Source organism: Streptomyces avicenniae (assembly GCF_000719135.1).
In the GTDB taxonomy this organism is placed as follows: domain Bacteria; phylum Actinomycetota; class Actinomycetes; order Streptomycetales; family Streptomycetaceae; genus Streptomyces; species Streptomyces avicenniae.
The window spans coordinates 345328-370835 of sequence record NZ_JOEK01000012.1 but is presented as its reverse complement, the minus strand read 5'-3'; the positions used below and the strand labels follow the sequence as shown (position 1 = coordinate 370835).

The 25508-nt window shown below is 74.4% G+C and carries 19 protein-coding genes; 14 read left to right on the top strand and 5 right to left on the bottom strand.

The features are described from left to right. Nucleotides 1–126: 126 nt before the first annotated feature. Together IF27_RS21925 and IF27_RS21920 are read left to right on the top strand one after the other, a co-directional pair. Nucleotides 127–816: a response regulator transcription factor gene (locus IF27_RS21925; protein ID WP_052851399.1), complete on the top strand. Its 690-nt coding sequence runs from the start codon at nucleotides 127–129 to the stop codon at nucleotides 814–816. A gap of 17 nt (nucleotides 817–833) precedes the next feature. Beyond that, nucleotides 834–2279: a sensor histidine kinase gene (locus tag IF27_RS21920; RefSeq protein WP_052851398.1), complete on the top strand. Its 1446-nt coding sequence runs from the start codon at nucleotides 834–836 to the stop codon at nucleotides 2277–2279. Here the strand turns inward: IF27_RS21920 and IF27_RS21915 are convergent. After that, nucleotides 2245–5286 (bottom strand): alpha-mannosidase, encoded by a 3042-nt coding sequence (locus IF27_RS21915; RefSeq protein WP_052851397.1) that lies wholly within the window; start codon nucleotides 5284–5286, stop codon nucleotides 2245–2247. The genes IF27_RS21920 and IF27_RS21915 overlap by 35 nt on opposite strands. A 103-nt stretch (nucleotides 5287–5389) precedes the next feature. Beyond that, nucleotides 5390–6415, bottom strand: a complete 1026-nt coding sequence (locus IF27_RS21910; protein WP_052851396.1) for a TAXI family TRAP transporter solute-binding subunit — start codon at nucleotides 6413–6415, stop codon at nucleotides 5390–5392. An 80-nt stretch (nucleotides 6416–6495) separates the two neighbouring features. Here IF27_RS21910 and miaB point away from each other — a divergent pair, with 80 nt between their 5' ends. Both miaB and IF27_RS21900 read left to right on the top strand, forming a co-directional pair. Next, nucleotides 6496–7992, top strand: coding sequence for a tRNA (N6-isopentenyl adenosine(37)-C2)-methylthiotransferase MiaB (gene miaB, locus IF27_RS21905; protein ID WP_052851395.1), 1497 nt, complete (start codon nucleotides 6496–6498; stop codon nucleotides 7990–7992). A 14-nt stretch (nucleotides 7993–8006) separates the two neighbouring features. After that, nucleotides 8007–8720, top strand: a complete 714-nt coding sequence (locus IF27_RS21900) for a class III extradiol ring-cleavage dioxygenase family protein (protein ID WP_052851394.1) — start codon at nucleotides 8007–8009, stop codon at nucleotides 8718–8720. On the opposite strand, the gene IF27_RS21895 is transcribed toward IF27_RS21900, so the two are convergent. Continuing rightward, nucleotides 8696–8881, bottom strand: coding sequence for a hypothetical protein (locus IF27_RS21895; protein ID WP_052851393.1), 186 nt, complete (start codon nucleotides 8879–8881; stop codon nucleotides 8696–8698). The genes IF27_RS21900 and IF27_RS21895 overlap by 25 nt on opposite strands. Before the next feature lie 185 nt (nucleotides 8882–9066). Here IF27_RS21895 and miaA point away from each other — a divergent pair, with 185 nt between their 5' ends. From miaA to panD, 6 genes are all read left to right on the top strand, one after another. After that, nucleotides 9067–10014, top strand: coding sequence for a tRNA (adenosine(37)-N6)-dimethylallyltransferase MiaA (miaA, locus tag IF27_RS21890; RefSeq protein WP_052851392.1), 948 nt, complete (start codon nucleotides 9067–9069; stop codon nucleotides 10012–10014). A gap of 111 nt (nucleotides 10015–10125) precedes the next feature. Beyond that, the gene (locus tag IF27_RS21885; RefSeq protein ID WP_052851391.1) at nucleotides 10126–10656 is read left to right on the top strand and encodes a hypothetical protein; all 531 of its coding nucleotides are present in this window, start codon (nucleotides 10126–10128) and stop codon (nucleotides 10654–10656) included. Nucleotides 10657–10684: 28 nt separating this feature from the next. Further along, nucleotides 10685–11581 (top strand): diaminopimelate epimerase, encoded by an 897-nt coding sequence (gene dapF / locus IF27_RS21880; RefSeq protein WP_052851390.1) that lies wholly within the window; start codon nucleotides 10685–10687, stop codon nucleotides 11579–11581. A gap of 250 nt (nucleotides 11582–11831) precedes the next feature. Next, the gene (locus IF27_RS21875; protein WP_052851389.1) at nucleotides 11832–13949 is read left to right on the top strand and encodes a RelA/SpoT family protein; all 2118 of its coding nucleotides are present in this window, start codon (nucleotides 11832–11834) and stop codon (nucleotides 13947–13949) included. Nucleotides 13950–14169: 220 nt separating this feature from the next. Beyond that, complete coding sequence (hflX, locus tag IF27_RS21870) at nucleotides 14170–15651, top strand: GTPase HflX (RefSeq protein ID WP_052851388.1); 1482 nt, start codon at nucleotides 14170–14172, stop codon at nucleotides 15649–15651. Nucleotides 15652–15831: 180 nt separating this feature from the next. Next, entirely contained in the window at nucleotides 15832–16254 is a 423-nt protein-coding gene (panD, locus tag IF27_RS21865) for an aspartate 1-decarboxylase (protein WP_052851448.1), read from the top strand. Between the two features lie 75 nt (nucleotides 16255–16329). On the opposite strand, the gene IF27_RS21860 is transcribed toward panD, so the two are convergent. Then, complete coding sequence (locus IF27_RS21860) at nucleotides 16330–17580, bottom strand: trypsin-like serine peptidase (protein WP_052851387.1); 1251 nt, start codon at nucleotides 17578–17580, stop codon at nucleotides 16330–16332. A 269-nt stretch (nucleotides 17581–17849) separates the two neighbouring features. Between IF27_RS21860 and IF27_RS21855 the strand changes: the two genes are divergently transcribed. The 4 genes from IF27_RS21855 (at nucleotide 17850) to IF27_RS21840 (ending at nucleotide 24331) form a co-directional block, all read left to right on the top strand. Next, nucleotides 17850–19784, top strand: a complete 1935-nt coding sequence (locus tag IF27_RS21855; RefSeq protein WP_420822037.1) for an IucA/IucC family protein — start codon at nucleotides 17850–17852, stop codon at nucleotides 19782–19784. A gap of 25 nt (nucleotides 19785–19809) precedes the next feature. Continuing rightward, nucleotides 19810–20409 (top strand): GNAT family N-acetyltransferase, encoded by a 600-nt coding sequence (locus tag IF27_RS21850; protein WP_223291156.1) that lies wholly within the window; start codon nucleotides 19810–19812, stop codon nucleotides 20407–20409. A gap of 36 nt (nucleotides 20410–20445) precedes the next feature. After that, nucleotides 20446–22245: an IucA/IucC family protein gene (locus IF27_RS21845; protein WP_110946124.1), complete on the top strand. Its 1800-nt coding sequence runs from the start codon at nucleotides 20446–20448 to the stop codon at nucleotides 22243–22245. Nucleotides 22246–22333: 88 nt separating this feature from the next. Beyond that, the gene (locus IF27_RS21840; protein WP_052851385.1) at nucleotides 22334–24331 is read left to right on the top strand and encodes an ATP-dependent DNA helicase; all 1998 of its coding nucleotides are present in this window, start codon (nucleotides 22334–22336) and stop codon (nucleotides 24329–24331) included. A 20-nt stretch (nucleotides 24332–24351) separates the two neighbouring features. Here IF27_RS21840 and lexA read toward each other — a convergent pair whose 3' ends face one another. Further along, nucleotides 24352–25113, bottom strand: a complete 762-nt coding sequence (lexA, locus tag IF27_RS21835; protein WP_052851384.1) for a transcriptional repressor LexA — start codon at nucleotides 25111–25113, stop codon at nucleotides 24352–24354. Between the last annotated feature and the right edge of the window lie 395 nt (nucleotides 25114–25508).

The window sequence follows — 25508 nt, the reverse complement described above, 5'->3', positions numbered from 1 at the left end:
ACCGCAGGTGAGCGTCGCGTAACGGAAGCGTTCCCCTCCTCCTACCCCCCTTGACGCGGGTGGTGAACATCCGCGTGGATGCGTCTTACAGGGAGCCGTGTACCAGCGAAGAGGAGGGCACGGGGCATGAGACTGCTGCTGGTCGAGGACGACGAGCATGTCGCCGCCGCCCTGGTCGCCGTACTGACGCGGCACGGTTTCGACGTGACGCGCGCCCGCGGCGGCGAGGAGGCCATCGCCCACCTCCGCACCCGCACCTTCGGCGTCGTCCTGCTCGACCTCGGCCTGCCCGACGTGGACGGTTTCGAGGTGTGCGGACGCATCCGCCGCATCACCGCCGTCCCCATCATCATGGTCACCGCGCGTGCCGACATCCGCTCCCGCATCCACGGTCTTAACCTCGGCGCCGACGACTACGTCGTGAAGCCCTACGACACCGGGGAGCTGCTCGCCCGCATCCACGCCGTCGCCCGCCGCACCGGCCCCGAGGAGGAGACCGCCGCGCCCGACGGGCGGGAGGGCGTACTCTCACTCGGACCCATCACCGTCGAGCTGGCCACCCGCCAGGTGTCCGTGGACGGGCAGCAGATCGCGCTCACCCGCAAGGAGTTCGACCTGCTCGCCCTGCTCGCCCAGCGCCCCGGGGTCGTCTTCCGCCGTGAGCAGATCATCAGCGACGTCTGGCAGACGAACTGGAAGGGCACCGGCCGTACCCTTGAGGTGCACATCGCCTCGCTGCGGTCGAAGCTGCGGCGGCCCGAGCTCGTCGAGACCGTACGCGGCGTCGGCTACCGCCTGGCCGTTCCCGCCGCCTGACCCCGGGCCCCCACTTCATGCGCTCACGCCTTCTCCCCCTGCTCATCGTCCTGATGGCCGGTGTCATGCTCGCCCTCGGCATCCCGCTGGCCGCGAGCCAGGCCAGGGACGAGCAGCAGCGCGTCGTCGTCGATCGGATCGACGACACCGCCCGCTTCGCCTCCCTCGCCCAGAGCGCCACGGACGTGCCCCCCGCGGGCCGTCCGCCGCAGACCGCGCTGGAGGAGGACCTGGCCATCTACCACGACGTGTACGGCATCAAGGCCGGTGTCTTCCAGCGCGACGGGCAGCCGCTGGCCGTCGCCCCGGGGGACTGGGAGCCGCCCGGCGGGACGCTGGGCGAGGAGTTCACCGAGGCCCTCGCCGGGCGCCGCAGCCAGGGCCCGAGCCAGGTGTGGCCCTGGGACACCGACCGCACGCTCGTCGTCGCCTCGCCGGTGATACGCGACGGCGACGTGATCGCCGTCGTCGTCACGGAGTCGCCGACCGGGCCGCTGCGCTCGCGCATCCTGGCGAGCTGGCTGCCCATCGCCGTCGGCGAGGCCGCCGCGATGCTCCTCGCCGTGCTCGCCGCCGTCCGGCTGACCAGCTGGGTGCTGCGGCCCGTGCGCGTGCTGGACAGGGCCACCCACCAGATCGCCACCGGGCGCCTCACGGCCCGGGTCGCCGCCGCCGGGGGGCCGCCGGAGCTGCGTCGGCTCGCCCACTCGTTCAACGAGATGGCCGACAACGTCGAGGAGGTCATGGAACAGCAGCGCGCCTTCGTCGCCGACGCCTCCCACCAGCTGCGCAACCCCCTGGCCGCCCTGCTCCTGCGGATCGACCTGCTCGGGCTCGAACTGCCCGAGGGCAACGAGGAGATCGCCTCGGTCAAGACCGAGGGCAAGCGGCTCGCCAAGGTCCTCGACGGGCTGCTCGACCTCGCGCTCGCCGAGCACAGCGCCGCCGACCTGCGGCTGACCGACGTGGCCGCGCTGGTCGCCGAGCGCGTCGCCTCCTGGCGCCCGGTCGCCGACCAGAAGGACGTGGACCTGATGCTCGGCGGGCCGGTCGCGGTCACCGGCTGGGCCGACCCCGTCGGCCTGTCCAGCGCCCTCGACGCCGTGGTGGACAACGCCCTCAAGTTCACGCCGCCGGGCGGCGAGGTCACCGTCATGGTGTCCTCGTCCGCCGACCACGTGCGCATAGAGACCACCGACACGGGCCCCGGCCTCGACGACGGGGAGCTGGAGCGGATCGGCCGCCGCTTCTGGCGCAGCGGGCGGCACCAGAACGTCGGCGGCTCCGGCCTCGGCCTGTCCATCGTCGGCGCCCTGCTGGCCGCGGGGAGCGCCCGCATCAGCTACGCGCACGCGGAGCCGCGCGGCCTCAAGGTCACCGTGGACGTGCCGAGGAACCGGCCCGAGCGCTCAGGCCCCGCCGCCGTCGTCAGCGGTCCCCGGCAGGCGACAGGCGCAGGGTGAGGATCTCGAACGGCCGCAGCGCCAGCGCCACGTCCCCGCCGGGGCCCGCCTCGTACGCCGGGGCGTCCGCGTCGCCGCCGAGCGGGCGCTCCAGCAGGTCGGTGGCCGTCACCGACGCCAGCGGCAGGCCCGCGCGCAGCGTCCCGGCGGCCCGGCCGCCCGACGCCTCGTAGAGCCGCAGCACGACGTCGCCGCTGCCGTCGTCCGCCAGCTTCACCGTCTCCAGCACGATGTCCCCCGAGGCGCTCTCCACCCCCGCCAGCGGCGCGACGGCGCGGGCGCCCGTGACGGCGCGCTCCGGCAGGTTGATCCAGTGGCCCTCCCGCACGGCGTCCGCGACGGTCGCGCCCGGCACCAGCGCGTACCGCAGGCGGTGCGTGCCCTGGTCGGTCTCCGGGTCCGGGTAGCGCGGGGCGCGCAGGAGCGAGAGCCGCACCGTCGTCGTCTGCCCGCCGTCCGCACGCACGTCGCGCGTCACGTCGTGGCCGTACGTCGAGTCGTTGACCAGCGCCGCGCCCCAGCCCGGCTCGCCCACGCGCAGCCAGCGGTGCGCGCAGATCTCGAACTTGGCGGCCTCCCACGTCGTGTTCGTGTGGGTGGCCCGCTCCACGTGCCCGAACTGCGTCTCGGCCGCCGACACGTCGGCCTTCACGTCCAGCGGGAACGCCGCCTTGAGGATCTTCTCGCGCTCCCGCCAGTCGATGTCCGCCTCGATCTCCAGCGCCCGCGCACCGGGGCGCAGCGTCAGCCGCTGCACCACACGGGAGGAGCCGAACGCGCGCGTCACCTCGACCGTGTCCGGCGCGGCCAGGGTGAGCGACGCGACGTCCACCAGGTCCGTGACCCGGTGCCGGTAGAACTCGTCCACGTCCCAGGCGTCCCACAGGTTCGGCAGGTCGGGGTGGAGCTGGAGCAGGTTGCCCGCCGTGCCCGGGGCGATCGCGTCACGCCCGGCCGCCAGGTCCACCGCCGAGACGACGAGGCCGCGCCCGTCCACGGTGACGCGCAGCAGCCCGTTGTCCAGCGTGAAGCCGCCGCCCTCGCGCGGCGCGGCGACCGTCGGCGCGTCCCCCGTCCCCTCGCGGACGGCCGCGCCGCCGCCCTCGACGCCGCCCCGCGCGTGCGGCGCCGCGTTGAAGACGACGGTGTCCGTGCCCTCGCCCGCCAGCGCGCGCTGGGCCGTGTCCACGAGCGCCAGCAGCTCGTCCCGTACCCGGGCGTACGTCTCGCGCGCCTCGCGGTGGACCCAGGCGATCGAGGAGCCGGGCAGGATGTCGTGGAACTGGTGCAGCAGCACCGTCTTCCAGATCCGGTCGAGATCCTCGTACGGGTACGCGTAGCCCGGCACCCGCACGGCCGCCGTCGCCGCCCACAGCTCGGCCTCGCGCAGCAGCGACTCGCTGTGCCGGTTGCCCTGCTTGGTCTTGGCCTGGGACGTGTACGTGCCCCGGTGCAGCTCCAGGTACAGCTCGCCGACCCACACGGGGGCCTCGGCGCCGTACTCCTCGTGCGCCGCCCTGAAGAACGCCTCCGGCGGCTCGATCTCCAGCCGCGGCGACCCCTCCAGGTCCCGCACGCGCCGGGCCCGCGCGAGCATCTCGCGGGTGGGGCCGCCGCCGCCGTCACCGAAGCCGAAGGGCACCAGCGACCGCGTGGCGCGGCCCTTCTCGCGGAAGTTCCGCTGCGCATGCGCCAGTTCGTCGCCTGTCAGCTCCGCGTTGTACGTGTCGATCGGCGGGAAGTGCGTGAAGATCCGCGTGCCGTCGATGCCCTCCCACCAGAACGTGTGGTGCGGGAAGGCGTTGACCTGGCTCCATGAGATCTTCTGCGTGAGGAACCACTGCGAGCCCGACAGCTTCACCAGCTGCGGCAGCGCGCCGGTGTAGCCGAACGAGTCGGGCAGCCACACCTCGCGCGTCTCGATGCCGAACTCGTCCAGGAAGAACCGCTTGCCGTGGACGAACTGCCGCGCCATCGCCTCGCCGCCCACCATGTTGGTGTCCGACTCGACCCACATGCCGCCCACGGGCACGAACGTCCCGTCCGCGACCTTCTCCCTGACCCGCGCGAAGATCTCGGGCCGGTGCTCCTTCAGCCAGGCGAGCTGCTGGGCCTGCGACATGGCGAAGACGAAGTCGGGGTGGTCGTCCATGAGCGCCACGACGTTCGCCGACGTCCTGGCGACCTTCCGCACGGTCTCCCGCAGCGGCCACAGCCAGGCCGAGTCGATGTGGGCGTGCCCGACGGCGCTCAGCCGGTGCGCGGAGGCGTGGGCGGGCCTGGCCAGCACCCCGGCCAGCTCGGCGCGCGCCGCCGGGGCGCTGCCGGGCACGTCGTCCAGGTCGATCGCGTCGAGCGCGCGGTCGAGGGCGCGCAGCAGCGTCCAGCGGCGCGCGTCGTCCTCCGGGAGCTGGGTCATGAGCCCGCCGAGCACCTCGAAGTCGTGCACCAGCTCGAAGACCTCGGGCCGGAAGACGGCCAGGTCGAGGCGGGCGGTCCGGTAAAGCGGCGCGTCGCCCGCCGTCAGCCGGTCGCCGAGGCCGGTGGCCGCGCCCGCGTTCAGCACGGGGTTGGCGGCGGCCTCCACGTGCAGCAGGACGTCCTCGCCGCCCGCGGCACTGTCGGCGACGCGCACCCAGTCGTTCTTCGGGTGCAGCCCCTTCACGGCCCGCCCGTCCGGCAGGTAGACGAGCCCCTCGCACTGGAAACCCGCCTGCACGCGGTCGAAGCCCAGGTCGAGCAGCGCCTCGACGGGCTGCCCCGCCCACTCCCGCGGCACCCGTCCCGTCAGCCGGAACCACGTCGTGCCCCAGGCCGGGCCCCACGGCTCCCCGACGGCGGCCGGTCGGTAGGCGGCGGCCAGGCCCTCGGCGACCGGCACGGGCTCGCCCGGCGCGTCCCAGCGCTCGACGTCCAGCGGTATCGGGCTGCCGTGGACGGCGGGCCTGACGCGCTCCTCCAGGACACGGCGGAGGCGGTTCTCGACGAGACGGCGGTCGTCGTGCATGGCTGGACTCCTCGATGGACCTGGTGGGATGTGGGGGACCCCGGCGCATGCCGATGCGGCACGGCCCGTTGGCGGACCGTGCCTCGTGGCGGACGCGGGGGAGTCAGGACTTGGCCGACCGGTAGTAGGCGCGCGCTCCCTCGGCGAGGGTCAGCGGCTGGGTGTAGATCGCGGTGCGCAGGTCAACGCGCTGCGCGGCGTGGACCTCCTGGCCTATGCGGTCGCGGCCGTTGATCACCGAGCGGGTCATCTGCTCGACCACCGCGTCGTCCACGGCGTCGGTCGTGACGAGGAGGTTGGCCACCGCGACGGTGTCCACGACCGTGTCGTTCGACACCTGCGGGTACGCGTCCGGCGGTAGGACGGCGGAGCGGTAGTACGCGTTCTGCGCGTTGTCGGCGGTCAGCGCGGGCATCAGGTCGCCCAGCGGCACGATCCGTATGGCGGCGTAGTCGGCGAGGCGCTCGATCGCCGACGTGGGCAGGCCGCCCGACCAGAAGAACGCGTCCAGCCGCCCGGCCTCCAGCATCCGCGGCATCGAGTTGATGCCCTCGCGGACCGCCTCGATGTCCGTCTCCATGTCGAGACCGCCCGCGGCCAGCAGCTCACGCGCGGCGGGCTGCACCCCCGACTCGTCCTGCCCGACGCCGACCCGCAGGCCGCGCAGGTCCTGCACCGACTCCACCTCGGACGCGGCGGGCACGACGAGCTGGATGTAGTCGTCGTACAGCCGCGCGCAGGCCCGCAGCCGGTCCGCGCCCTCGCCGTCCCCGGCGATGTACGCGGCGAGGGTGTCCGCCGTGGCGATCGCGAAGTCGGCCTCGCCCGAGACGAGGCGCGCGATGTTCTCCACCGAGCCCTGGCTCGGGTGCAGCACCAGGTCGAGACCGGGGGCGTCACGCTCCAGCTGGCTGCTCAGCAACTGCCCGTACCGGGCGTAGACGCCGCTGGCGACGCCCGTGCTGACGCGCACGTGGCCCCGCGGCGAGTCCTCGCCCGCGAACACCGGGCGCCACAGCAGCCCGGCCGCCACCGCCAGCGTCACCACCACCCCGAGCAGGACGGCGACCGGCCTACGGCGCAGGAAGGCGGGGAGGGACGGGCGGCGTGCGAAGGTGCTGGGAGCCACCCGAGCAAGCTACCAGCGGAACGTAGACTTGGGGACTGGCAGTTTTTTGGTCACCGCAGCGACAGGGATCGGGTTCTCGCATGCCGGAAGTCAGGCGCACGTACGAAGTCAGGACCTTCGGCTGCCAGATGAACGTCCACGACTCGGAGCGGATGGCCGGTCTGCTGGAGGACGCCGGATACGTCCCGGCCGCCCCGGGCGCCGACGCCGCCGACGTCGTCGTCTTCAACACCTGCGCCGTCCGCGAGAACGCCGACAACCGCCTGTACGGCAACCTCGGCCAGCTCGCCCCGCGCAAGGCGACCAGCCCCGGCATGCAGATCGCCGTCGGCGGCTGCCTGGCGCAGAAGGACCGCGACACCATCGTCCGCCGCGCGCCGTGGGTCGATGTCGTCTTCGGCACGCACAACGTCGGCCGCCTCCCCGTGCTGCTGGAGCGCGCCCGCGTCCAGCGCGAGGCCCAGGTGGAGATCGCGGAGTCCCTCGAAGCGTTCCCCTCCACGCTGCCCACCCGCCGCGAGAGCGCGTACGCGGCCTGGGTCGCCATCTCCGTCGGCTGCAACAACACCTGCACCTTCTGCATCGTCCCCGCGCTGCGCGGCAAGGAGAAGGACCGCAGGCCGGGCGACATCCTCGCCGAGATCGAGGCCCTGGTCGCCGAGGGCGTCAGCGAGATCACGCTGCTCGGGCAGAACGTCAACGCGTACGGCTCCGACATCGGCGACCGCGGCGCGTTCGCCAAGCTGCTGCGCGCCTGCGGCGGCGTCGAGGGTCTTGAGCGCGTCCGCTTCACGTCGCCGCACCCGCGCGACTTCACCGACGACGTCATCGAGGCCATGGCCGCGACGCCGAACGTCATGCCGCAGCTGCACATGCCCCTCCAGTCCGGCTCGTCCCGGGTCCTGCGGGCGATGCGCCGCTCGTACCGGCAGGAGCGCTACCTCGGGATCATCGACAGCGTCCGCGCCGCCATCCCCGACGCCGCGATCACCACCGACATCATCGTGGGCTTCCCCGGCGAGACCGAGGAGGACTTCCAGGAGACGCTGCACGTCGTGCGCGGGGCGCGGTTCGCGCAGGCGTTCACCTTCCAGTACTCCAAGCGCCCCGGCACCCCGGCCGCCGAGATGGACGGGCAGGTGCCGAAGGCGGTCGTCCAGGAGCGCTACGAGCGGCTCGTCGCGCTCCAGGAGGACATCTCCTGGTCGGAGAACAAGAAGCAGCTCGGCCGCACCGTCGAGGTCCTGGTCGCGGAGGGCGAGGGCCGCAAGGACGACGCCACGCGCCGCCTGTCCGGCCGCGCCCCCGACAACCGGCTCGTCCACTTCACGCGCCCCGACGAGCCCGTCAGGCCCGGCGACACCGCGACCGTGGAGATCACCTACGCGGCGCCCCACCACCTGCTCGCCGAGGGCCGGGTCAAGGCCGTGCGGCGCACGCGCGCCGGTGACGCGTGGGAGCTGCGCACCGCCGCCCCGGCCGCGCCCGCGGGCCAAGGCGTCATGCTCGGCCTGCCGCGCGTCGGCGCCCCGGCGCCCGAGCCCGCCGCGGAGACGGGCGGCTGCGCCGTCCGCTGAGTAGGCTGCGACGCATGCTTGTCGCCGCCGCCGTCTGCCCCTGCCCGCCGCTGCTCGTGCCCGAGGTCGCGGGCGGCGCGGCGCCCGAGATGGACGCCGCCCGCGCGGCCTGCGCCGACGCCATCGGCGTCCTCGCCGCCGCCAGGCCCGACCGGCTGGCCGTGGTAGGACCCGCGGGCCCCGGGCAGCAGGGCGCGTTCCCGGCCGGGACGCGCGGCTCCCTGCGCGGCTTCGGCGTGGACGTCGAGGTCACCCTCGGCGACGCCCCGGGGGCCGACGGGGAACAGTCCCTGCCCGCCTCCCTCACCCTCGCCGCCTGGCTGCTCGCCCGCACCGGCTGGCACGCCGCCCCCGTCACGGCCCTCGGCCTCGACGAGGCGCTCGCCCAGGACCGCTGCGCCGACGCGGGCCGCGACCTGGCGGCGGGCCCCGAGCGCGTCGCGCTGCTCGTGATGGGAGACGGGAGCGCCTGCCGCTCCGCCAAGGCGCCGGGGGCGTACGACGAGCGCGCCGCCGGTTTCGACGCCGACGCCGCGCGCGCCCTCGGGGCCGCGGACACGGTCGCGCTCGCCGCCATCGACCAGGCCGTGGCCGAGGAGCTGCGCGCCTCCGGCCGCAGCGGCTGGCAGCTGCTGGCCGGTGCCGCCGCGGGCACCGGCCTCGCCGGGCGGCTCCTCCACGACGAGGCGCCCTACGGCGTCGGTTACTTCGTCGCCTCCTGGTCCTGACTGTCCGCGGCCTCCGCCGCCGCGGTCTGCCGCGGGATGCCGACGGCCTCGTCCGCGCCGCGCTCCGGCACCGTGTCACCTGCGCCGCCCGCGGCCTCCCCGGCCCCCTCGACCTGCGCGCCGTCCGCGTTCCGTCGGCGGAACCAGCCGAAAATGCTCATGGACCACTCCTTCGTCGTGAATTCGACCCGCCTCCGGCCCGAATTCGTCTCGTACGTCCCACGCGCGCCGTCCGCGCGGTGCGACCCCCGGGGCCGGGCATGGCCCCGCACCGCAAACGACCCGCACCCGGCCGCGTAACGTCGCTCGTTCGAGCAGCGCGTGCCCGGTCTGCGAGACTTCCCGCGTGAACACCGCAGCCCGCGCCCCGCAGGTCATCGCCGTCGTCGGCCCCACGGCCGCCGGGAAGTCGGACCTCGGGACCGACCTCGCCCTGCGGCTCGGCGGCGAGGTGGTCAACGCCGACTCCATGCAGCTCTACCGCGGCATGGACATCGGCACCGCCAAGCTCACCCCGGCCGAGCGCCGGGGCGTGCCCCACCACCTCCTCGACGTGTGGGACGTGACGGTCACCGCGAGCGTGGCCGAGTACCAGCGCCTCGCCCGCGCCGAGATCGACCGCCTGCTCGCGGCGGGCCGCACGCCCGTGCTCGTCGGCGGCTCCGGCCTGTACGTGCGCGGGGCCCTCGACGCGTTCCACTTCCCCGGCACCGACCCCGGCGTCCGCGCCCGGCTGGAGGACGAGCTGACCCGCCTCGGCCCCGGCGCGCTCCACCAGCGGCTCGCCGCCGCCGACCCGGCCGCCGCCCACGCGATCCTCGCCAGCAACGGCCGCCGCGTCGTGCGCGCCCTCGAAGTCATCGAGATCACCGGACGGCCCTTCACCGCCCAGCTCCCCGGCCCCGGCGGCGACCCCGGCGTCTACCGCACGCTCCAGATCGGGCTCGCCGTCGAACGCCCCGAGCTCGACGCCAGGATCACCACCCGCGTGGACCGCATGTGGGACGCGGGCCTGGTCGCCGAGGTCATGGAGCTGGAACGCGCCGGGCTGCGCGAGGGCCGCACGGCCTCCCGCGCCCTCGGCTACCAGCAGGTGCTCGCCGCGCTGGCCGGCGAGTGCGGCGAGGACGACGCGCGCCAGGAGACCGTACGGGCCACGCGCCGCTTCGCCCGCAGGCAGGAGAGCTGGTTCCGGCGCGACCCGCGCGTGCGCTGGCTGAGCGGGGCGCGCGAGAGCCGGGGGACGCTCGTGGACCGGGCGTGGGAGCTGCTCGAACGGGCGGTCACATCCTGATCACGTGATGGCATCGGGACGCTCCGGACGCCCGGTCGCGGCCACCCCGCGTGCCATCATCGACCAAGGCTGAGAGAGCGTGAACCGTCGGAGCAGGGAGGGCACGTGGCGATGGAGGCCGGCCCTCGCGAGCACACGGACGGGACGGCACCGGCACCGGTCGGCGGAACCCCGCCCCTGCCGGAGCTGCCGTCGATGCCGCCCCTGCTGCCCGACGACCCGGACCCCGAGCCCGACCTCGCCGACAGCTACGACGACGCCCCGGCCGACGGCGAACCGCCGGGCGAGGGCCCCGAGGGGACCGACGTCTCCTACGCCGACCTGCGCCCGCCCCGGCGGCTGCGCCTCGCGCTCTTCGCGCCCATCGTGCTGCTGAGCCTCCTCGGCTCGCTCATGTTCGCGTTCCCCCTGGCCTTCGCCTTCGACGACGCGGGGGCCGTGGTCGCGATGCTCGGCCTGCTCATCGGGTGCAGCGCCGCGGGCTGGGGCATGATGGCGGCCCGCCGCGCCGGGTACACCTGGCCGGGGCTGCCCCCGCGCGGCTCTGGCCGCCGCCCGGACTGGCGGCTCCTCGCGCTGTACGGGGTGGGCCTCGGCGTCTTCGCGTTTCTGGCCGTCTGGCGGGTGGCCGGGCTGCGCTGACGCGGCGGCCCCCCGTTACGATCGACCCGTGAGCACCGCACCGCACCAGGCGCCCCACGGCGTCCCGTTCCTCAAGGGCCACGGCACCGAGAACGACTTCGTGATCATCCCGGACCCGGACGGGCTCCTGACGCTCACCCCGGCCGCCGTCGCGCGGCTGTGCGACCGCCGTGCCGGTGTCGGCGGGGACGGGCTGCTGCGGGTCGTGCGCTCCGCCGCCGATCCCGACGCGCGGGCGATGGCCGACCGCGCCGAGTGGTTCATGGACTACCGCAACGCGGACGGAAGCGTCGCCGAGATGTGCGGCAACGGTGTCCGCGTCTTCGCCCGCTACCTACGGCGTGCAGGGCTTGTCAAGACCGGCGAACTGGCCGTGGCGACGCGCGGCGGCGTCAAGCAGGTCCGGTTCGCCGACGACGCCCCGGACGGCGAGATCGCCGTGGACATGGGCCCGGCCGCGCTGCCGTCGGGCCCCGGGCCGTCCGTCACGGTCACGGTGGGCGGGCGGACGTGGCCCGCGCGCCACGTGGACATGGGCAATCCGCACGCCGTGGCGTTCGTGGACCGGCTCGACGACGCCGGACCGCTGACGGACGCGCCCGGCGTGGCGCCCGCCGCCGCGTACCCGCGCGGCACGAACGTCGAGTTCGTCGTCGCTCGCGCCCCTGGCCGGGTCGCGCTGCGGGTGCACGAGCGCGGCTCGGGCGAGACCCGTTCCTGCGGCACGGGGGCCTGCGCCGTGATGGTCGCCGCCGCGCGCCGCGACGGCATGGACCCCGCGGTGACCGGACAGCCCGTCACCTACGTGGTCGAGGTGCCGGGCGGCACGCTGCGCGTCACGGAGGACCCGGACGGCACCGTGACGCTCACCGGTCCCGCCGTCGTCGTCGCCGAGGGCGTGCTCGACCCCGCGCTGCTCGCCTGAGCTGCCCCCACCTGACGGCGCGTCGCACAGAACTGACCGAACCTCATCGATATCAGCCGCAAACCCCTTGCTTCCGGCCACTTTTCCCCGGACATAAGTCACTCGGACGGGTGATCCAGGGCGGTGGGGGACCGTGTCACATGATGGGCTCGGTAGCATCAAGCACCGGCGCCGCTGCGGAATCACGGGTCACGGGGATCACGGGGAACGGGTCGCGGTCCGGTCAACAGACCGCGGAGGTGCCCATCCGATGAGCGCAGAGGCCACCACTCCCGGCGGCATGGCCCGTGACCGGGGCCACCGCCGGAACGTCCTCGGGCTCCGCCGCCTCGGCCGCGCCGCCGTGTTCGGCCCGGCGGACCGCCCGCACCGCCTGCCCGACGCCATCGAGCACGTCGCCCAGGCCCACCGCCGCCACCATCCGGGCGCCGACATGGACATCCTGTGTCGCGCCTACCTGCTCGCCGAGGCCGCGCACCGGGGCCAGTACCGCAAGAGCGGCGACCCGTACATCACCCACCCCCTCGCCGTCACGCTCATCCTGGCCGAGCTGGGCGCCGAGACCACGACCCTGACGGCCTCCCTGCTCCACGACACCGTCGAGGACACGGACGTGACGCTGGAACAGGTCCGCGACGCGTTCGGCGACGAGGTCCGCCACCTCGTGGACGGCGTCACCAAGCTGGAGAAGGTCGAGTACGGCGCGGCGGCCGAGTCGGAGACGTTCCGCAAGATGCTCGTCGCCACCGGCAGCGACGTGCGCGTGATGTCCATCAAACTCGCCGACCGGCTGCACAACATGCGCACCCTCGGCGTCATGCGGCCGGAGAAGCAGGCCAGGATCGCCCGCGTCACCCGGGACGTCCTCATCCCCCTGGCCGAACGGCTCGGCGTCCAGACCCTCAAGACCGAGCTGGAGGACCTCGTCTTCGCCGTCCTCCACCCCGAGGAGCACGCCCTCGCCCGCGAGTCGCTGCGCGCGCACGCCGCGCGGCCCGACCCGCTCGTCGGCGTCGCCGAGGCCGTACGCCTGGTGCTGCGGGAGGCGGGCATCGCCGCCGAGGTGCAGATCCGGCCGCGTCACCTCTTCTCGCTGCACCGCGCGCGCCTCAAGCGCGGCGGCGAGCCGGGGCCGAGCGACTTCGCGCGCCTGCTGATCCTGGTCGCGGAGGACGCCGACTGCTACGCCGTCCTCGGCGAGCTGCACACCTGCTTCACGCCGTTCGTCACGGAGTTCAAGGACTTCATCGCCGCCCCGAAGTTCAACCTGTACCAGTCGCTGCACACGGCGGTTGCCGACGCCTCGGGACACGTCGCCGAGGTCCTGGTGCGCACCTCCCGCATGCACCGCGTCGCCGAGGCGGGCGTCGTGGCCCTGGGCGACCCGCACCGCACCGCCGACGGCGAGCCGGTCACCGAGGACGGCGAGCGCGCCGACCCCACCAGGCCGGGCTGGCTCTCACGGCTGCTGGAGTGGCAGCGGCAGGCACCGGACTCCGACACCTTCTGGACCGCGCTGCGCGACGAACTGGCCCGCGACCGCGAGATCACGGTCTTCGCCGAGGCGGCCGACCAAGGGCCGCTCCAGCTGCCCGCGGGGGCCACCTGCCTCGACGCCGCCTACGCCCGGCACGGCCAGGACGCCCACGCCTGCATCGGCGCCCGCGTCAACGGCCGCCTGGCCCGGCTGCGCACCGTCCTCGCCGACGGCGACACCGTACGGCTGCTGCTGGCCCCCGACGGCTCGTCCGGCCCGTCCGCCGACTGGCTCGACCACGCCATCACCCCGGCCGCCCGCATCGCCATCCAGCGCTGGCTGGCCGGGCGGCCGGACGGCGACCCCGTCCCGCCCCCGCCCGCCACGACGCCGGGCCACCAGCCCGCGCGCGCCAGGCCCGAGCCCGTCGAGACGGCCGAGGAGCCCGCCGCCGAGGTCCCCGGCGCCCCGGGCGCCCCGGTCCGCCTCGCCCGCTGCTGTACGCCCGTGCCGCCCGACCGCGCCATCGGCTTCCAGGTCCGCGGGGGCGCCGTCACCGTCCACCGGGACGACTGTCCCGGTGCCGCCCGGATGATCCGCGACGGACGGCCCCCGCTTCCCGTCACCTGGCCGTCCGCCTCGATCGGCTGCCGCGTCACCCTGCGCGCCGAGGCCCTGGGCCGCCCCGAGCTGTTCGCCGACCTCACGGAGGCCCTGGCGTCCCACGGCGCCGCCGTGCTCCAGGCCGAGGTCGAGCCGCCGCGCCAGCAGCGCGTCCGGCACACGTACACGCTGCGCCTCCCCGACGCCTCAGGGCTGCCGGGGCTGATGCGCGCGATGCGCCGTGTACCCGGCGTGTACGACGTGTCGCGCGCCGCCCACGCGCGCTGACGCCCCGCCCGCCTCACCGGGACGCGGCATGCTTATCGGGGTGACGCCGCGGGGGCCCCGTGCGACCATGGACACCGGTTTTCCGGGGCCTCGCCACGGGAACCCGCCGGGCGGGACGCCCGCACGGAAGGGAATCTTCCGGGCTCTTCCGGCGTTCTCCCCGCAGAAAGCCGGCGGCGGCGGCCAGCCCCACCGGCGGACCTCGACTCTAAGGATCGCATTGACCTTCTCTTCCCTTCCACAGGACCACCAGCGCCGCACCAGTGAGCGCCGGGCCGACGCCCTGATGGATGAGGACGTCGCCTGGAGTGAGAACGAGGCGCGGGACGGCGACCAGCTCGACCGTGACGAGCGCGCGGCGCTCCGCCGCGTCGCCGGTCTCTCCACCGAACTGCAGGACGTCACCGAGGTCGAGTACCGGCAGCTGCGCCTGGAGCGCGTGGTACTCGTCGGCGTCTGGACGTCGGGCACCGCGCGCGACGCGGAGAACTCGCTGGCCGAGCTGGCCGCCCTCGCCGAGACGGCGGGCGCGCTCGTGCTCGACGGCGTGATCCAGCGCCGGGACAAGCCCGACCCGGCCACCTACATCGGCTCGGGCAAGGCGCTCGAACTGCGGGACCTCGTCCTGGAGAGCGGCGCCGACACCGTCGTGTGCGACGGTGAGCTGAGCCCCGGGCAGCTGATCCACCTGGAGGACGTCGTCAAGGTCAAGGTGGTCGATCGCACCGCCCTGATCCTCGACATCTTCGCCCAGCACGCCAAGTCCCGTGAGGGCAAGGCGCAGGTCTCCCTGGCGCAGATGCAGTACATGCTGCCCCGGCTGCGCGGCTGGGGTCAGTCGCTGTCCCGGCAGATGGGCGGCGGCGGGTCCAGCGGTGGCGGCGGCATGGCGACCCGCGGCCCCGGTGAGACCAAGATCGAGACCGACCGGCGCCGTATCCGCGAGAAGATGGCGAAGATGCGCCGGGAGATCGCGGACATGCGCACCGGCCGTGACGTCAAGCGGCAGGAACGCAAGCGGAACAAGGTGCCGTCCGTCGCCATCGCGGGCTACACCAACGCGGGCAAGTCCTCGCTGCTCAACCAGCTGACGGGCGCCGGGGTGCTCGTGGAGAACGCCCTGTTCGCCACGCTGGACCCGACCGTCCGTAGGGCCGAGACGCCCGGCGGGCGCGCGTACACCCTGACCGACACCGTCGGTTTCGTCCGGCACCTGCCGCACGACCTGGTCGAGGCGTTCCGCTCCACGATGGAGGAGGTCGGTGACGCCGACCTGATCCTGCACGTCGTGGACGGCTCGCACCCGGTCCCCGAGGAGCAGCTCGCCGCCGTCCGCTCGGTCATCGGCGAGGTCGGGGCGCACGACATCCCCGAGGTCGTCGTCGTCAACAAGGCGGACGTCGCGGACGAGTTGGTGCTCCAGCGGCTGATGCGGGCCGAGAAGGAGGCGATCGCCGTCTCCGCGCACACCGGCCTCGGCATCGCCGACCTGCTCGCCCTCATCGACGAGCGGCTCCCGCGCCCGGCCGTCGAACTGCGGGCGCTCGTCCCGTACACCCAGGGGGCGCTGGTCTCCCGGGTGCACGCCGAGGGCGAGATCCTGTCCGAGGAGCACACGGACGAGGGCACCCTGCTCACGGCCCAGGTGCACGAGGAACTGGCGGCGCTCCTCGAACCGTACGCCCCGGCCGCGCGCGGCTGACCAGGAGCGACACGGCGCCTCGAAGGCCCCGCCCCCACGGCTTGCCCGTGGCGGCGGGGCCTTCGCGTGCCCCGGACGCCGCCCCCCGCCGGAACGCGTGAGCGGCTGGTTAGCATGGAGGGACAGGCGCGCATCGCCCAGGCGAGCGCGACCCCACCGAAGATCCGGGAGACGTGCCTCGTGATGCGCACCATGTTCAAGTCCAAGATCCACCGGGCCACGGTGACCGAGTCGGACCTGCACTACGTCGGGTCGGTGACGGTGGACGCCGATCTGATGGACGCCGCCGACCTGCTGCCGGGCGAGCTGGTCCACATCGTGGACATCGACAACGGGAGCCGTCTCGAGACCTACGTCATCGAGGGCGCGCGGGGCTCCGGCGTCATCGGCATCAACGGCGCCGCCGCCCACCTCGTCTCGCCGGGCGACCTCGTCATCCTGATCAGCTACGCGCAGGTCGAGGACGCCGAGGCACGGCGCCTGCGGCCCACGGTCGTGCACGTGGACGCGGCGAACCGCGTCGTCCGGCTCGGGGACGACCCGTCCGAGCCCGCGCCGGGCGGCGGGACCGCGCGCAGCCCGTACGCCGTGCCGCGCGCCTGAGCCGCCCCCCGTCCACACGCCGGAGGCCCGGTACCCCTCGCGGGTACCGGGCCTCCGAGGCGTTGCGGCGGAAGGTCACTCCGCCTGGGCGCTCACGTGCTCCAGGACGCCCTGGGCCTCGGCGTCGAGCCGTGGTCCGGCGAGCCAGGTGCTCTCCAGCGGGCCGATGGAGTTGACCGAGATCAGCTCGGGCTGGCCGTCGTCACCGGTGCGCAGCCAGGGGCCGCCCGACGCGCCACCGGTCATCGTGCAGCCGACCCAGTACATGACGGGCATCGTCGCGTCGAGCGACAGGCGCCCGGGCTCGCCGGTGCAGCGGTACATCGCCGCGCCGTCGTAGGGCGGGGCGGCGGGGAAGCCGTACAGCGTGGCGGCGCCGAGGCCCGAGACGGCGGGGGCGTCGAAGTTCACCGGCACGGCGGCGCCGACCGTCTCCTCAAGGGACAGGCCGGTCTCCTCAAGCGGCGCGACGGACATGACGGCGAAGTCGCCGTGCGCGCCGTTGCCCCCGCTGTCGGTGCCGTTGTCGATCCAGTACTGCGTCGTGGAGACGTACTCGGCCCAGTAGGCGCCGTACGGGGCGATCTCCTCGTAGGGCGCGGTGCCCGAGTAGGCGTCCTCGGCGGTGTGCCCGCCGTCGTTGTACGCCGGGACGAACGAGATGTTGCGGTACCAGCCGCCCCCGGCGCCCGCGTGCACGCAGTGGCCCGCGGTGGCGACCAGGTTGGACTGACCGGGGCGCGCCGGGTCCTGGATCACCGTGCCCGAGCAGACCAGCGGGCCCTCGGGACCGTCGAAGAACACCTTGCCGATCGGCGCGCCGTTCTCCGTGTACGGCGTCGGCACGGCCTCGGCCTCGACCGGCAGGGGCTCCGGGTCGGTGATGCCGCGGTCACCCATCGGATCGTTCTCCGCGGGGGTCTCGGGGGTCGGGTCCTCCTCGATCTGCCCCTCGTCGATGGACTGGTCGGGGTCCTGCGCCTCGCCCATGCGCTCGGGGTCCCACAGGTCCTCGATGATCGGGTTGACGAACTCGCCGATGTCCCTGAGCCAGTTGTCGCTGTCCCAGTCCTCCCAGCCGCCGTCGAGCCACGCCTGGATGTCGAAGTCGAAGGGCAGGTTGTCGATCAGGTCCTGGACCGGGTCGTCCGACCCCCCGCCGGCGCCCGGTTCCCCGTCATCCGCCGACGTGCCGTCCGACGGCTGCGGCAGCCCGCCGTCGCCGCTCCCACCGCCGCAGGCCGTGGCGGTGAGCGCGAGACACGCGGCCAGGGAGGTGGCCACGAGGGCCGCGCGGCGGCGCGGCCGTCTGCGTATGGATGACATGGGTCGTCTCCCCCTGAGTTGCAATTTCGACGTGGTGCCCGTCCGGCGTCCGGCGCGGTGGCCTCCGTGGGCCAGGACCGCCCCCCACTATGCCGTCGCCCATGTGGACGGCCGCAGCCGGGTCCCCGGTTCCCCGGCGCAGGGACGCCAGTTGCCGCGTGGTGCCGTGAACGATCTTCGCGCCGACCGTGTTCGGCGGGCCGCACGCTCGTTGGTACGGACGGGGGAACCCCGCGGAGATGACCGGCATGACAGACAAGGTGACAAGGATGAACGCTCGCTCCCGTCCCGACGGCGCCCCGGGCCGCGAGCGCGGGCCGGTCCATCCCCGGGCGCCCCGGCCCAGGGAGGCCGCGGTGCCCCGTCAGTCGGGGCCGGGCGGCGTCCAGGCGGCCGGGGTCGCCGCGCCGCGGCCCTGGCCGACCGGCGCCGACCCCCTCGAACATCCCGACCCGGCCCTCGCCGCCGACGCGGCGGCCGTCGAGAACCTGCTGCGCTGCTGGATCCGCGAGACGGGCGTCGCCCGCCCGGCCGACGACGTGCTGCGGCTCCCGCTCGCCGCCTCGGGCACGGCGCTGCGGGTGCCGGTCCGCTACTGGTCGGCGACCGGGCTGCACCGGTTCGGGCCCGCCACCCTCGACGCGGCACCCCCCGGCGCCGCCCCCGCCGACGCCGTGACCGTGGCGGCACTCCTCGGCCGCGAAGGGGCGGCGCGCTCCGCCCCCGACGAGCGGACCGCGGAGGCCACCGACCTGGTCGGACGCGTCGCCGACTCGGCACGCCGCACCGCCGTCTTCCTCGCCGACCGCCGCGCCGCGCCCGCGCCCGCGGCGCACGGCGACCCTTTCCTTGAGGCCGAGCAGTCGATGCTCCTCGGCCACGCGCTCCACCCGACGCCCAAGAGCCGCGAGGGCCTGGCCGGGGACGACGCGCGCCGCTGCTCGCCCGAGCTGCGCGGCTCGTTCCGGCTGCACTGGTTCGCGGCGCACCGGTCCGTCCTCGCCAGCGACTCGGCCTGGACGGAACGGGGCGCGCCGGTCGCCGCCGACGTCCTGGCAGGGCGGATGGCCGCCGACGCCTTCACCGGCGAGCTGCCGGGCGACGCCGTCCCGCTGCCGCTCCACCCGTGGCAGGCGCGCGAGGTCGTGCACCGCCCCGCCGTCGCCGCGTTGCTGTCCGCCGGGCTGCTCCACGACCTCGGCGAGGGCGGCCCGCACTGGTACCCCACCTCCTCCGTGCGGACCGTCCACCGGCCGGGCGGCCCGGCGATGCTCAAGCTGTCCCTCGCCCTGCGCATCACCAACTCCCGCCGCGAGAACCTGCGGAAGGAGATGCACCGGGGCGTCGAGGTCCACCGGCTGCTGCGCTCGGGTCTCGGCCAGGAGTGGCGCGCCGCCTTCCCCGAGGGGGCGGGCTTCGACATCGTGCGTGACCCGGCGTGGCTCGCCGTGGACGACACGGACGGGCGGCCCGTCCAGGGGCTCGACACGCTCGTGCGGCACAACCCGTTCGGCGCGAGGGACGACGTGGCGTGCCTGGCCGCGCTGACCGCCGTCCGGCCCTGGCCCGGCCGCCCCGAGACGCAGCTGCGCTCCCGGCTCGCGCTCCTCGTCGCCGGGCTCGCCGAGCGGACGGGGCGCGGGCGCCGGGCCGTGGCCACGGAGTGGCTGCTGCGCTACCTGCGCGCCGTCGTCAGCCCGCTGCTGTGGCTCGACGCGCACGCCGGGATCGCGCTGGAGGCGCACCAGCAGAACACCCTCGTCGTCCTCGACGCCGACGGCTGGCCCGTCGGCGGCCGGTTCCGCGACAACCAGGGCTACTACTTCCGCGCCTCGCACCGCGACGCCCTCCAGCGGCGGCTGCCCGGGCTCGGCGAGCGCTCCGACACGTTCGTCACGGACGCGGTCACCGACGAGCGGTTCGCGTACTACCTCGGCATCAACAACGTCCTCGGGCTCGTCGGGGCCCTGGGCGCCGAGCGGCTGGCGGACGAGTCGCTGCTCCTGGCCGCCCTGCGGCGCTTCCTCACCGACGAGGCGCGCGCCGGGACCGTCTCACCGCTGGTCACCCACCTGCTCGGCTCCCGCACGCTGCGCTGCAAGGCGAACCTGCTGACCCGGCTGCACGGCCTGGACGAACTGGAGGGTCCCGTGGACGGGCAGTCCCGCTACGTCACGGTGGACAACCCCCTCGCCGCCCGCTGAAGGAGCCGTCGTGTCCCTCCCCGCCATAGGTGAAGGCGACGGCGCCCCCCGGCCGCCGCACGACATCGCCCACTGGGCCCCGGCCGTCACCCCGGCCGGGGTGTTCCGGCTCGTGCCCGTCCGCCGCGAGGCCGACCTGCCGCTGCTCACGGCGTGGATGAACGACCCGGTGGTGGACGCGTTCTGGGAGCTGGCGGGCCCGGCCGCACGGACCGCCGCGCACCTTGCGGCCCAGCTCGACGGCGACGGCGGCAGTGTCCCGTGCCTCGGCGTGCTGGACGGCGTCCCCATGAGCTACTGGGAGATCTACCGGGCCGACCTCGACCCCCTCGCCGCCCACTACCCCGCCCTCCCGCACGACACCGGGCTGCACCTGCTCATCGGCCCCGCGAACCATCGCGGCCGAGGACTCGGGACGCTGCTGCTGCGCGCCACGGCCGGACTCGTCCTGCGGCACCGGCCGCGCTGCCCCCGCGTCGTCGCCGAGCCCGACGTGCGCAACGCCCCGTCCGTCGCCGCCTTCCGCGCCGCCGGGTTCCGCGCGGCGGGGGAGATCGCCCTGCCCGGCAAACGGGCCGCCCTCATGCTCCGGGAACGCCGGCCGCCCGCCGGCGTACGCCCCTGACCGTTCACCCGTCCCCGACCGAGGAGGAGAACCGGTATGGCACCGCACCCGACCCCCCGTCCACCCGAGCCGAGCGGAGCGCGGGGCGACCGGCCCGACGCGGCGGACCCGTGGCGCCGTGCCGCGCGCGCACTGCTCGCGAAGACGCTGGCGGAGTTCGCGTACGAGGGGATCATCGAGCCGCTGGCCGACGGGACGGGCGCAGAAACGTACCGCCTGCCCGTCTCGGACGACCTCACCTACCGCTTCCGCGCACGGCGCGGGGCGTACGGGCACTGGCGTATCGATCCCGACTCCCTCGGACCAGGCGCCGATCCGCTGGAGTTCGTCGCACGCGCCCACGACACCCTCCTCGGCATGACGGGCGACACCACGGGCCACTTCCTGCGCGAGCTGACCGCCACCCTCGCCGCGGACGTGCGGCTGGCCGCGGACGCGCCGACCGCCGCCGCCCTGGCGGGCCTCGACCACGTACGCCTCGAAGGCCATCAGACCGGCCACCCCTGGCTGGTCGCCAGCAAGGGCCGCGTCGGCTTCTCGGCCACCGACGTGGCGCGCTGGGCACCCGAGGCGCGCGTTCCCGGCCCGCTGCCGTGGCTCGCCGTCCACCGTGACCTGGCGCGCTACCAGGGCGTGCCCGGCCTCGCCGAGCCAGGTCGCCTGTACGCCGACGAGCTGACCGGCGCCACGCGCGCCGCGTTCGCCCAGGCCGTGGCTGACGAGGGCCGCGACCCCGGCAGCTACCTGTGGCTCCCCGTGCACCCCTGGCAGTGGGACGAGACCATCGCCCCGCTGTACGCGCCGCAGCTCGCCTCCGGCGCGCTGATACCCCTGCCCACGGACGGCGACCTGCGGCTGCCCCAGCAGTCGATCCGCACGTTCCTCAACGTCAGCCGCCCCCACGCCCGTACGGTCAAGCTGCCCCTGTCGATCCTCAACACGCTCGTCTACCGCGGCCTGCCGACCCGCCGGACCGCCGCCGCGCCCGCCGTCACGGCCTGGGTGCACGGCATCCGCGACGCCGACCCGTACCTCGCCGAGGAGATGCGGCCGATCCTGCTGGGCGAGACCGCCTCCGTCGCCGTCGAACACCCGCTGTACGACCGGCTGCCGACCGTCCCCTACCAGTACCGCGAACTGCTCGGCTGCATCTGGCGCGAGCCGATCGGCCCCTTCCTCGCCCCGGGCGAGCGCCCGCGTACACTGGCCGCGCTCCTGTGGACCGACGCGGCCGGGCGGGCGCTCACGGCGGAACTCGTCGCCCGCTCGGGGCTGTCGGGCGGCGCCTGGCTGCGCCGGCTCTTCCACGCGCTGCTGCCGCCGCTGCTGCACTTCCTCTACCGGTACGGCACGGTCTTCTCGCCGCACGGGGAGAACGTCCTCGTGGTCTTCGACGAGCGGGACGTGCCGGTGCGCCTCGCGGTGAAGGACTTCGTGGACGACGTCAACCTCGGCGACGTGCCGCTGCCCGAGCTGGACTACGTGCCGGAGCCCGTGCGCGAGGTGCTGCTGAGGGAAGCCCCCTCGGCCCTCACGCAGTTCCTGCACTCCGGGCTGTTCGTCGGGGTGTTCCGCTACCTGGCGCCGCTGTGCGAGGAGCAGCTCGGCGTGCCGGAAAGCCAGTTCTGGTCACTCGTCCGGGCGGAAATCCTGGCGTACCAGGCGCGCTTCCCCGAGCTGAAGAACCGATTCGAGACGTTCGACCTCCTCACGCCCCGGATCGCCCGGCTGTGCCTCAACCGCAACCGGCTCCACCTCGACGGCTACCGTGACCGCGCCGAACGTCCCCACGCGGCCGTGCACGGCACCGTCGCCAATCCGCTCCACACGTCCTGACCCCGGCCGCCGCGCCCGGGTCGGCCGGTTGGCCGGAACTGCTCGGGCGTCGGCGGCTGTCAGTGCCGCCGCGTAAGGTGACTGCCCTATGAGCGCGACATCAGGGAAGCCCGGCCTCCACGATCTCCTGCACGCCTCGGTCGCCGCCGTCGGCGGTACGGAAAGGCCAGGTCAGGTGGCCATGGCCGAGGCCGTCGCCGAGGCGATCGAGGGCAACACCCATCTGCTCGTCCAGGCCGGGACCGGCACCGGCAAGTCCCTCGGCTACCTGGTCCCCGCCCTCGCGCAGGGCGACCGCGTCGTCATCGCCACGGCCACCCTGGCGCTCCAGCGGCAGCTCGTCGAACGCGACCTGCCGCGCACCGTCGAGGCCCTGCACCCGCTGCTGCGCAGGCGGCCCGAGTTCGCCACGCTCAAGGGCCGCTCGAACTACCTGTGCCTGCACCGCCTGCACGAGGGGGTGCCGCAGGACGAACAGGACGGGCTCTTCGACCAGTTCGAGGCGGTCGCGGCGGCCGGGCCGCCCAGCAGCCGGCTCGGCAAGGACCTGCTGCGGCTGCGTGACTGGGCGGACGAGACCGAGAGCGGCGACCGTGACGAGCTGAGCCCCGGCGTCTCCGACCGGGCGTGGGCCCAGGTGTCGGTCTCCTCCCGCGAGTGCCTGGGCGCGAGCCGGTGCGCCTACGGCGCCGAGTGCTTCGCGGAGGCCGCGCGGGAGCAGGCCAAGCTTGCCGAGGTCATCGTCACGAACCACGCGCTGCTCGCCATCGACGCCATCGAGGGCGCCCCCGTCCTGCCGGGCCACGACGTGCTGGTCGTGGACGAGGCGCACGAGCTGGTCTCCCGGGTCACCGGGGTGGCGACGGGCGAGCTGACGCCCGGCTCGGTCGGCCGGGCGGTGCGCCGCGCCGCGAAGATCGTGGACGAGAAGGTCGCGGACCAGCTCCAGACCGCCTCCGAGACGTTCGAGCGGCTGATGGAACTGGCGCTGCCCGGCCGCCTGGAGAAGCTGCCGGAGGATCTGGGGTACGCGCTGGCCGCCCTGCGGGACGCCGCGCGCGCGGTCATCACCGCGCTCGGGAACACGCGGGACGCCTCCCTCTCGGACGAGGACGCGGTGCGCAAGCAGGCGCTGGCGTCGATCGAGACGGTGCAGGCGGTCGCGGAGCGGATCGTCCAGCAGTCCGAGTACGACGTGGTGTGGTGCGAGCGGCACGACCGGTACGGGGCGTCCCTGCGCGTCGCGCCGCTGTCCGTGTCGGGGCTGCTGCGGGACAAGCTCTTCACCGAGCGTTCGGTCGTCCTCACCTCCGCCACGCTCAAGCTCGGCGGCGATTTCAACGGGGTGGGCGCCTCGCTCGGCCTGGCGCCCGAGGGGCGGCACGGGGAGGAGTCGCCTGAGTGGAAGGGGCTCGACGTCGGGTCGCCGTTCGACTACCGCAGGCAGGGCATCCTCTACGTCGCCCAGCATCTCTCCCCGCCGGGACGTGACCCGGGGCGGCCGGACATGATCGACGAACTGGCGGAGCTGGTCGAGGCGGCGGGCGGGCGGACGCTCGGCCTGTTCTCGTCGATGCGCGGTGCGCAGACGGCGGCCGAGGAGATCCGCGGACGGCTGGACGTGCCCGTGCTGCTCCAGGGGGAGGAGACGCTGGGCGAGCTGATCAAGGCGTTCGCCGAGGACGCGCGGACCTGCCTGTTCGGAACGTTGTCGCTGTGGCAGGGCGTGGACGTGCCAGGCGCGAGCTGTCAGCTCGTGGTGATGGACCGGATTCCGTTCCCCCGCCCGGACGACCCGCTGATGACCGCCCGGCAGAAGGCCGTGGAGGAGGCGGGCGGCAATGGCTTCATGGCGGTCGCGGCGACGCATGCGGCGCTGTTGATGGCGCAGGGGGCCGGGCGTCTGGTGCGGGCGACGGACGACCGTGGTGTGGTCGCCGTCCTGGACCCGCGGCTGGCCAAGGCGAGGTACGGCGGTTTCCTGCGGACCTCGATGCCCGACTTCTGGTACACGACGGACCGCAACCAGGTCCGCCGCTCGCTGGCCGCGATCGACGCGGCGGCCCGCAGCGCCACCGCGTCGTGAGGGAGGGCGCGCGACGGCCGTCAGACGCGGCGCATCACGGCGACGACCTTGCCGAGGATGGTGGCCTCGTCGCCGGGGATCGGCTGGTAGGCGCCGTTGTGCGGCAGCAGCCAGATCTGGCCGTCCTCGCGCTTGAAGCGCTTGACGGTCGCCTCGCCGTCCAACATGGCCGCGACGATGTCGCCGTTCTCCGCGACGGGCTGGCGGCGCACCGTGACCCAGTCGCCGTCGCAGATCGCGGCCTCGATCATCGAGTCGCCGACGACCTTCAGGACGAACAGCTCGCCGTCGCCCACGAGCTGGCGGGGGAGCGGGAAGACGTCCTCGACGGACTCCTCGGCGAGGATCGGCCCCCCGGCGGCGATGCGGCCGACGAGCGGGACGTAGGAGGCCGCGGGCTTGCCCGCCGTGTCGGCCGCCTGCGGCACGGGCGTCTCGGCGCCGCGCACCTCGTACGCGCGGGGGCGGTGGGGGTCGCGGCGCAGGAAGCCCTTGCGCTCCAGGGCCATCAGCTGGTGCGCGACCGACGAGGTGCTGGAGAGGCCGACGGCCTGACCGATCTCCCGCATGGACGGGGGGTAGCCGCGGCGCTGCACGGAGTCGCGGATGACCTCGATCACCCGACGCTGCCGGTCCGTGAGGCCGGAGCTGTCCGCCCTGATGCCGGGGGGGCGGCCGGGCATCGCGCGTGGAGGCGCGGCGACGGAGCTGCCCACGGGGGCGGCCAGCCGATCCTGGCGGCGCTCAGCGGCGGTGACGGCGTCGTCTGCTGCGGTGGTCAATGTCGGCCCCTTCTCAGGCTGGTACTCCCTAGTCACACAACGGTAGTTGGTATCGAAAGGTTGCGCCAAACACACGTTCGAGTGAAAAATCGCTGATCAGTCCACTTGATCAAGAATCTAGGTGTATTGCGATCACACAGTAACGGGGTCCGGGTGCTAACGGTAACCGCGCGTACGGTAGCCTCCCGTCCGGTGCCCGCTCCGTCCGCCCCCGGGTGGGCTCGTCGGGGCGCGTCGGCGGTTCCCGACACGCGCGACTGGCCGATCGCAGCCTAACCCTAGATCTAGTGGTTTGATGTCTCGCGACTCCCCACAAGTTGTGGTCCCCCCGCGTCATCCGCGCCGTGGATCGCCTATGCTGGGGGACACCCCGGCGGGTGTGCGACACGCCCGGC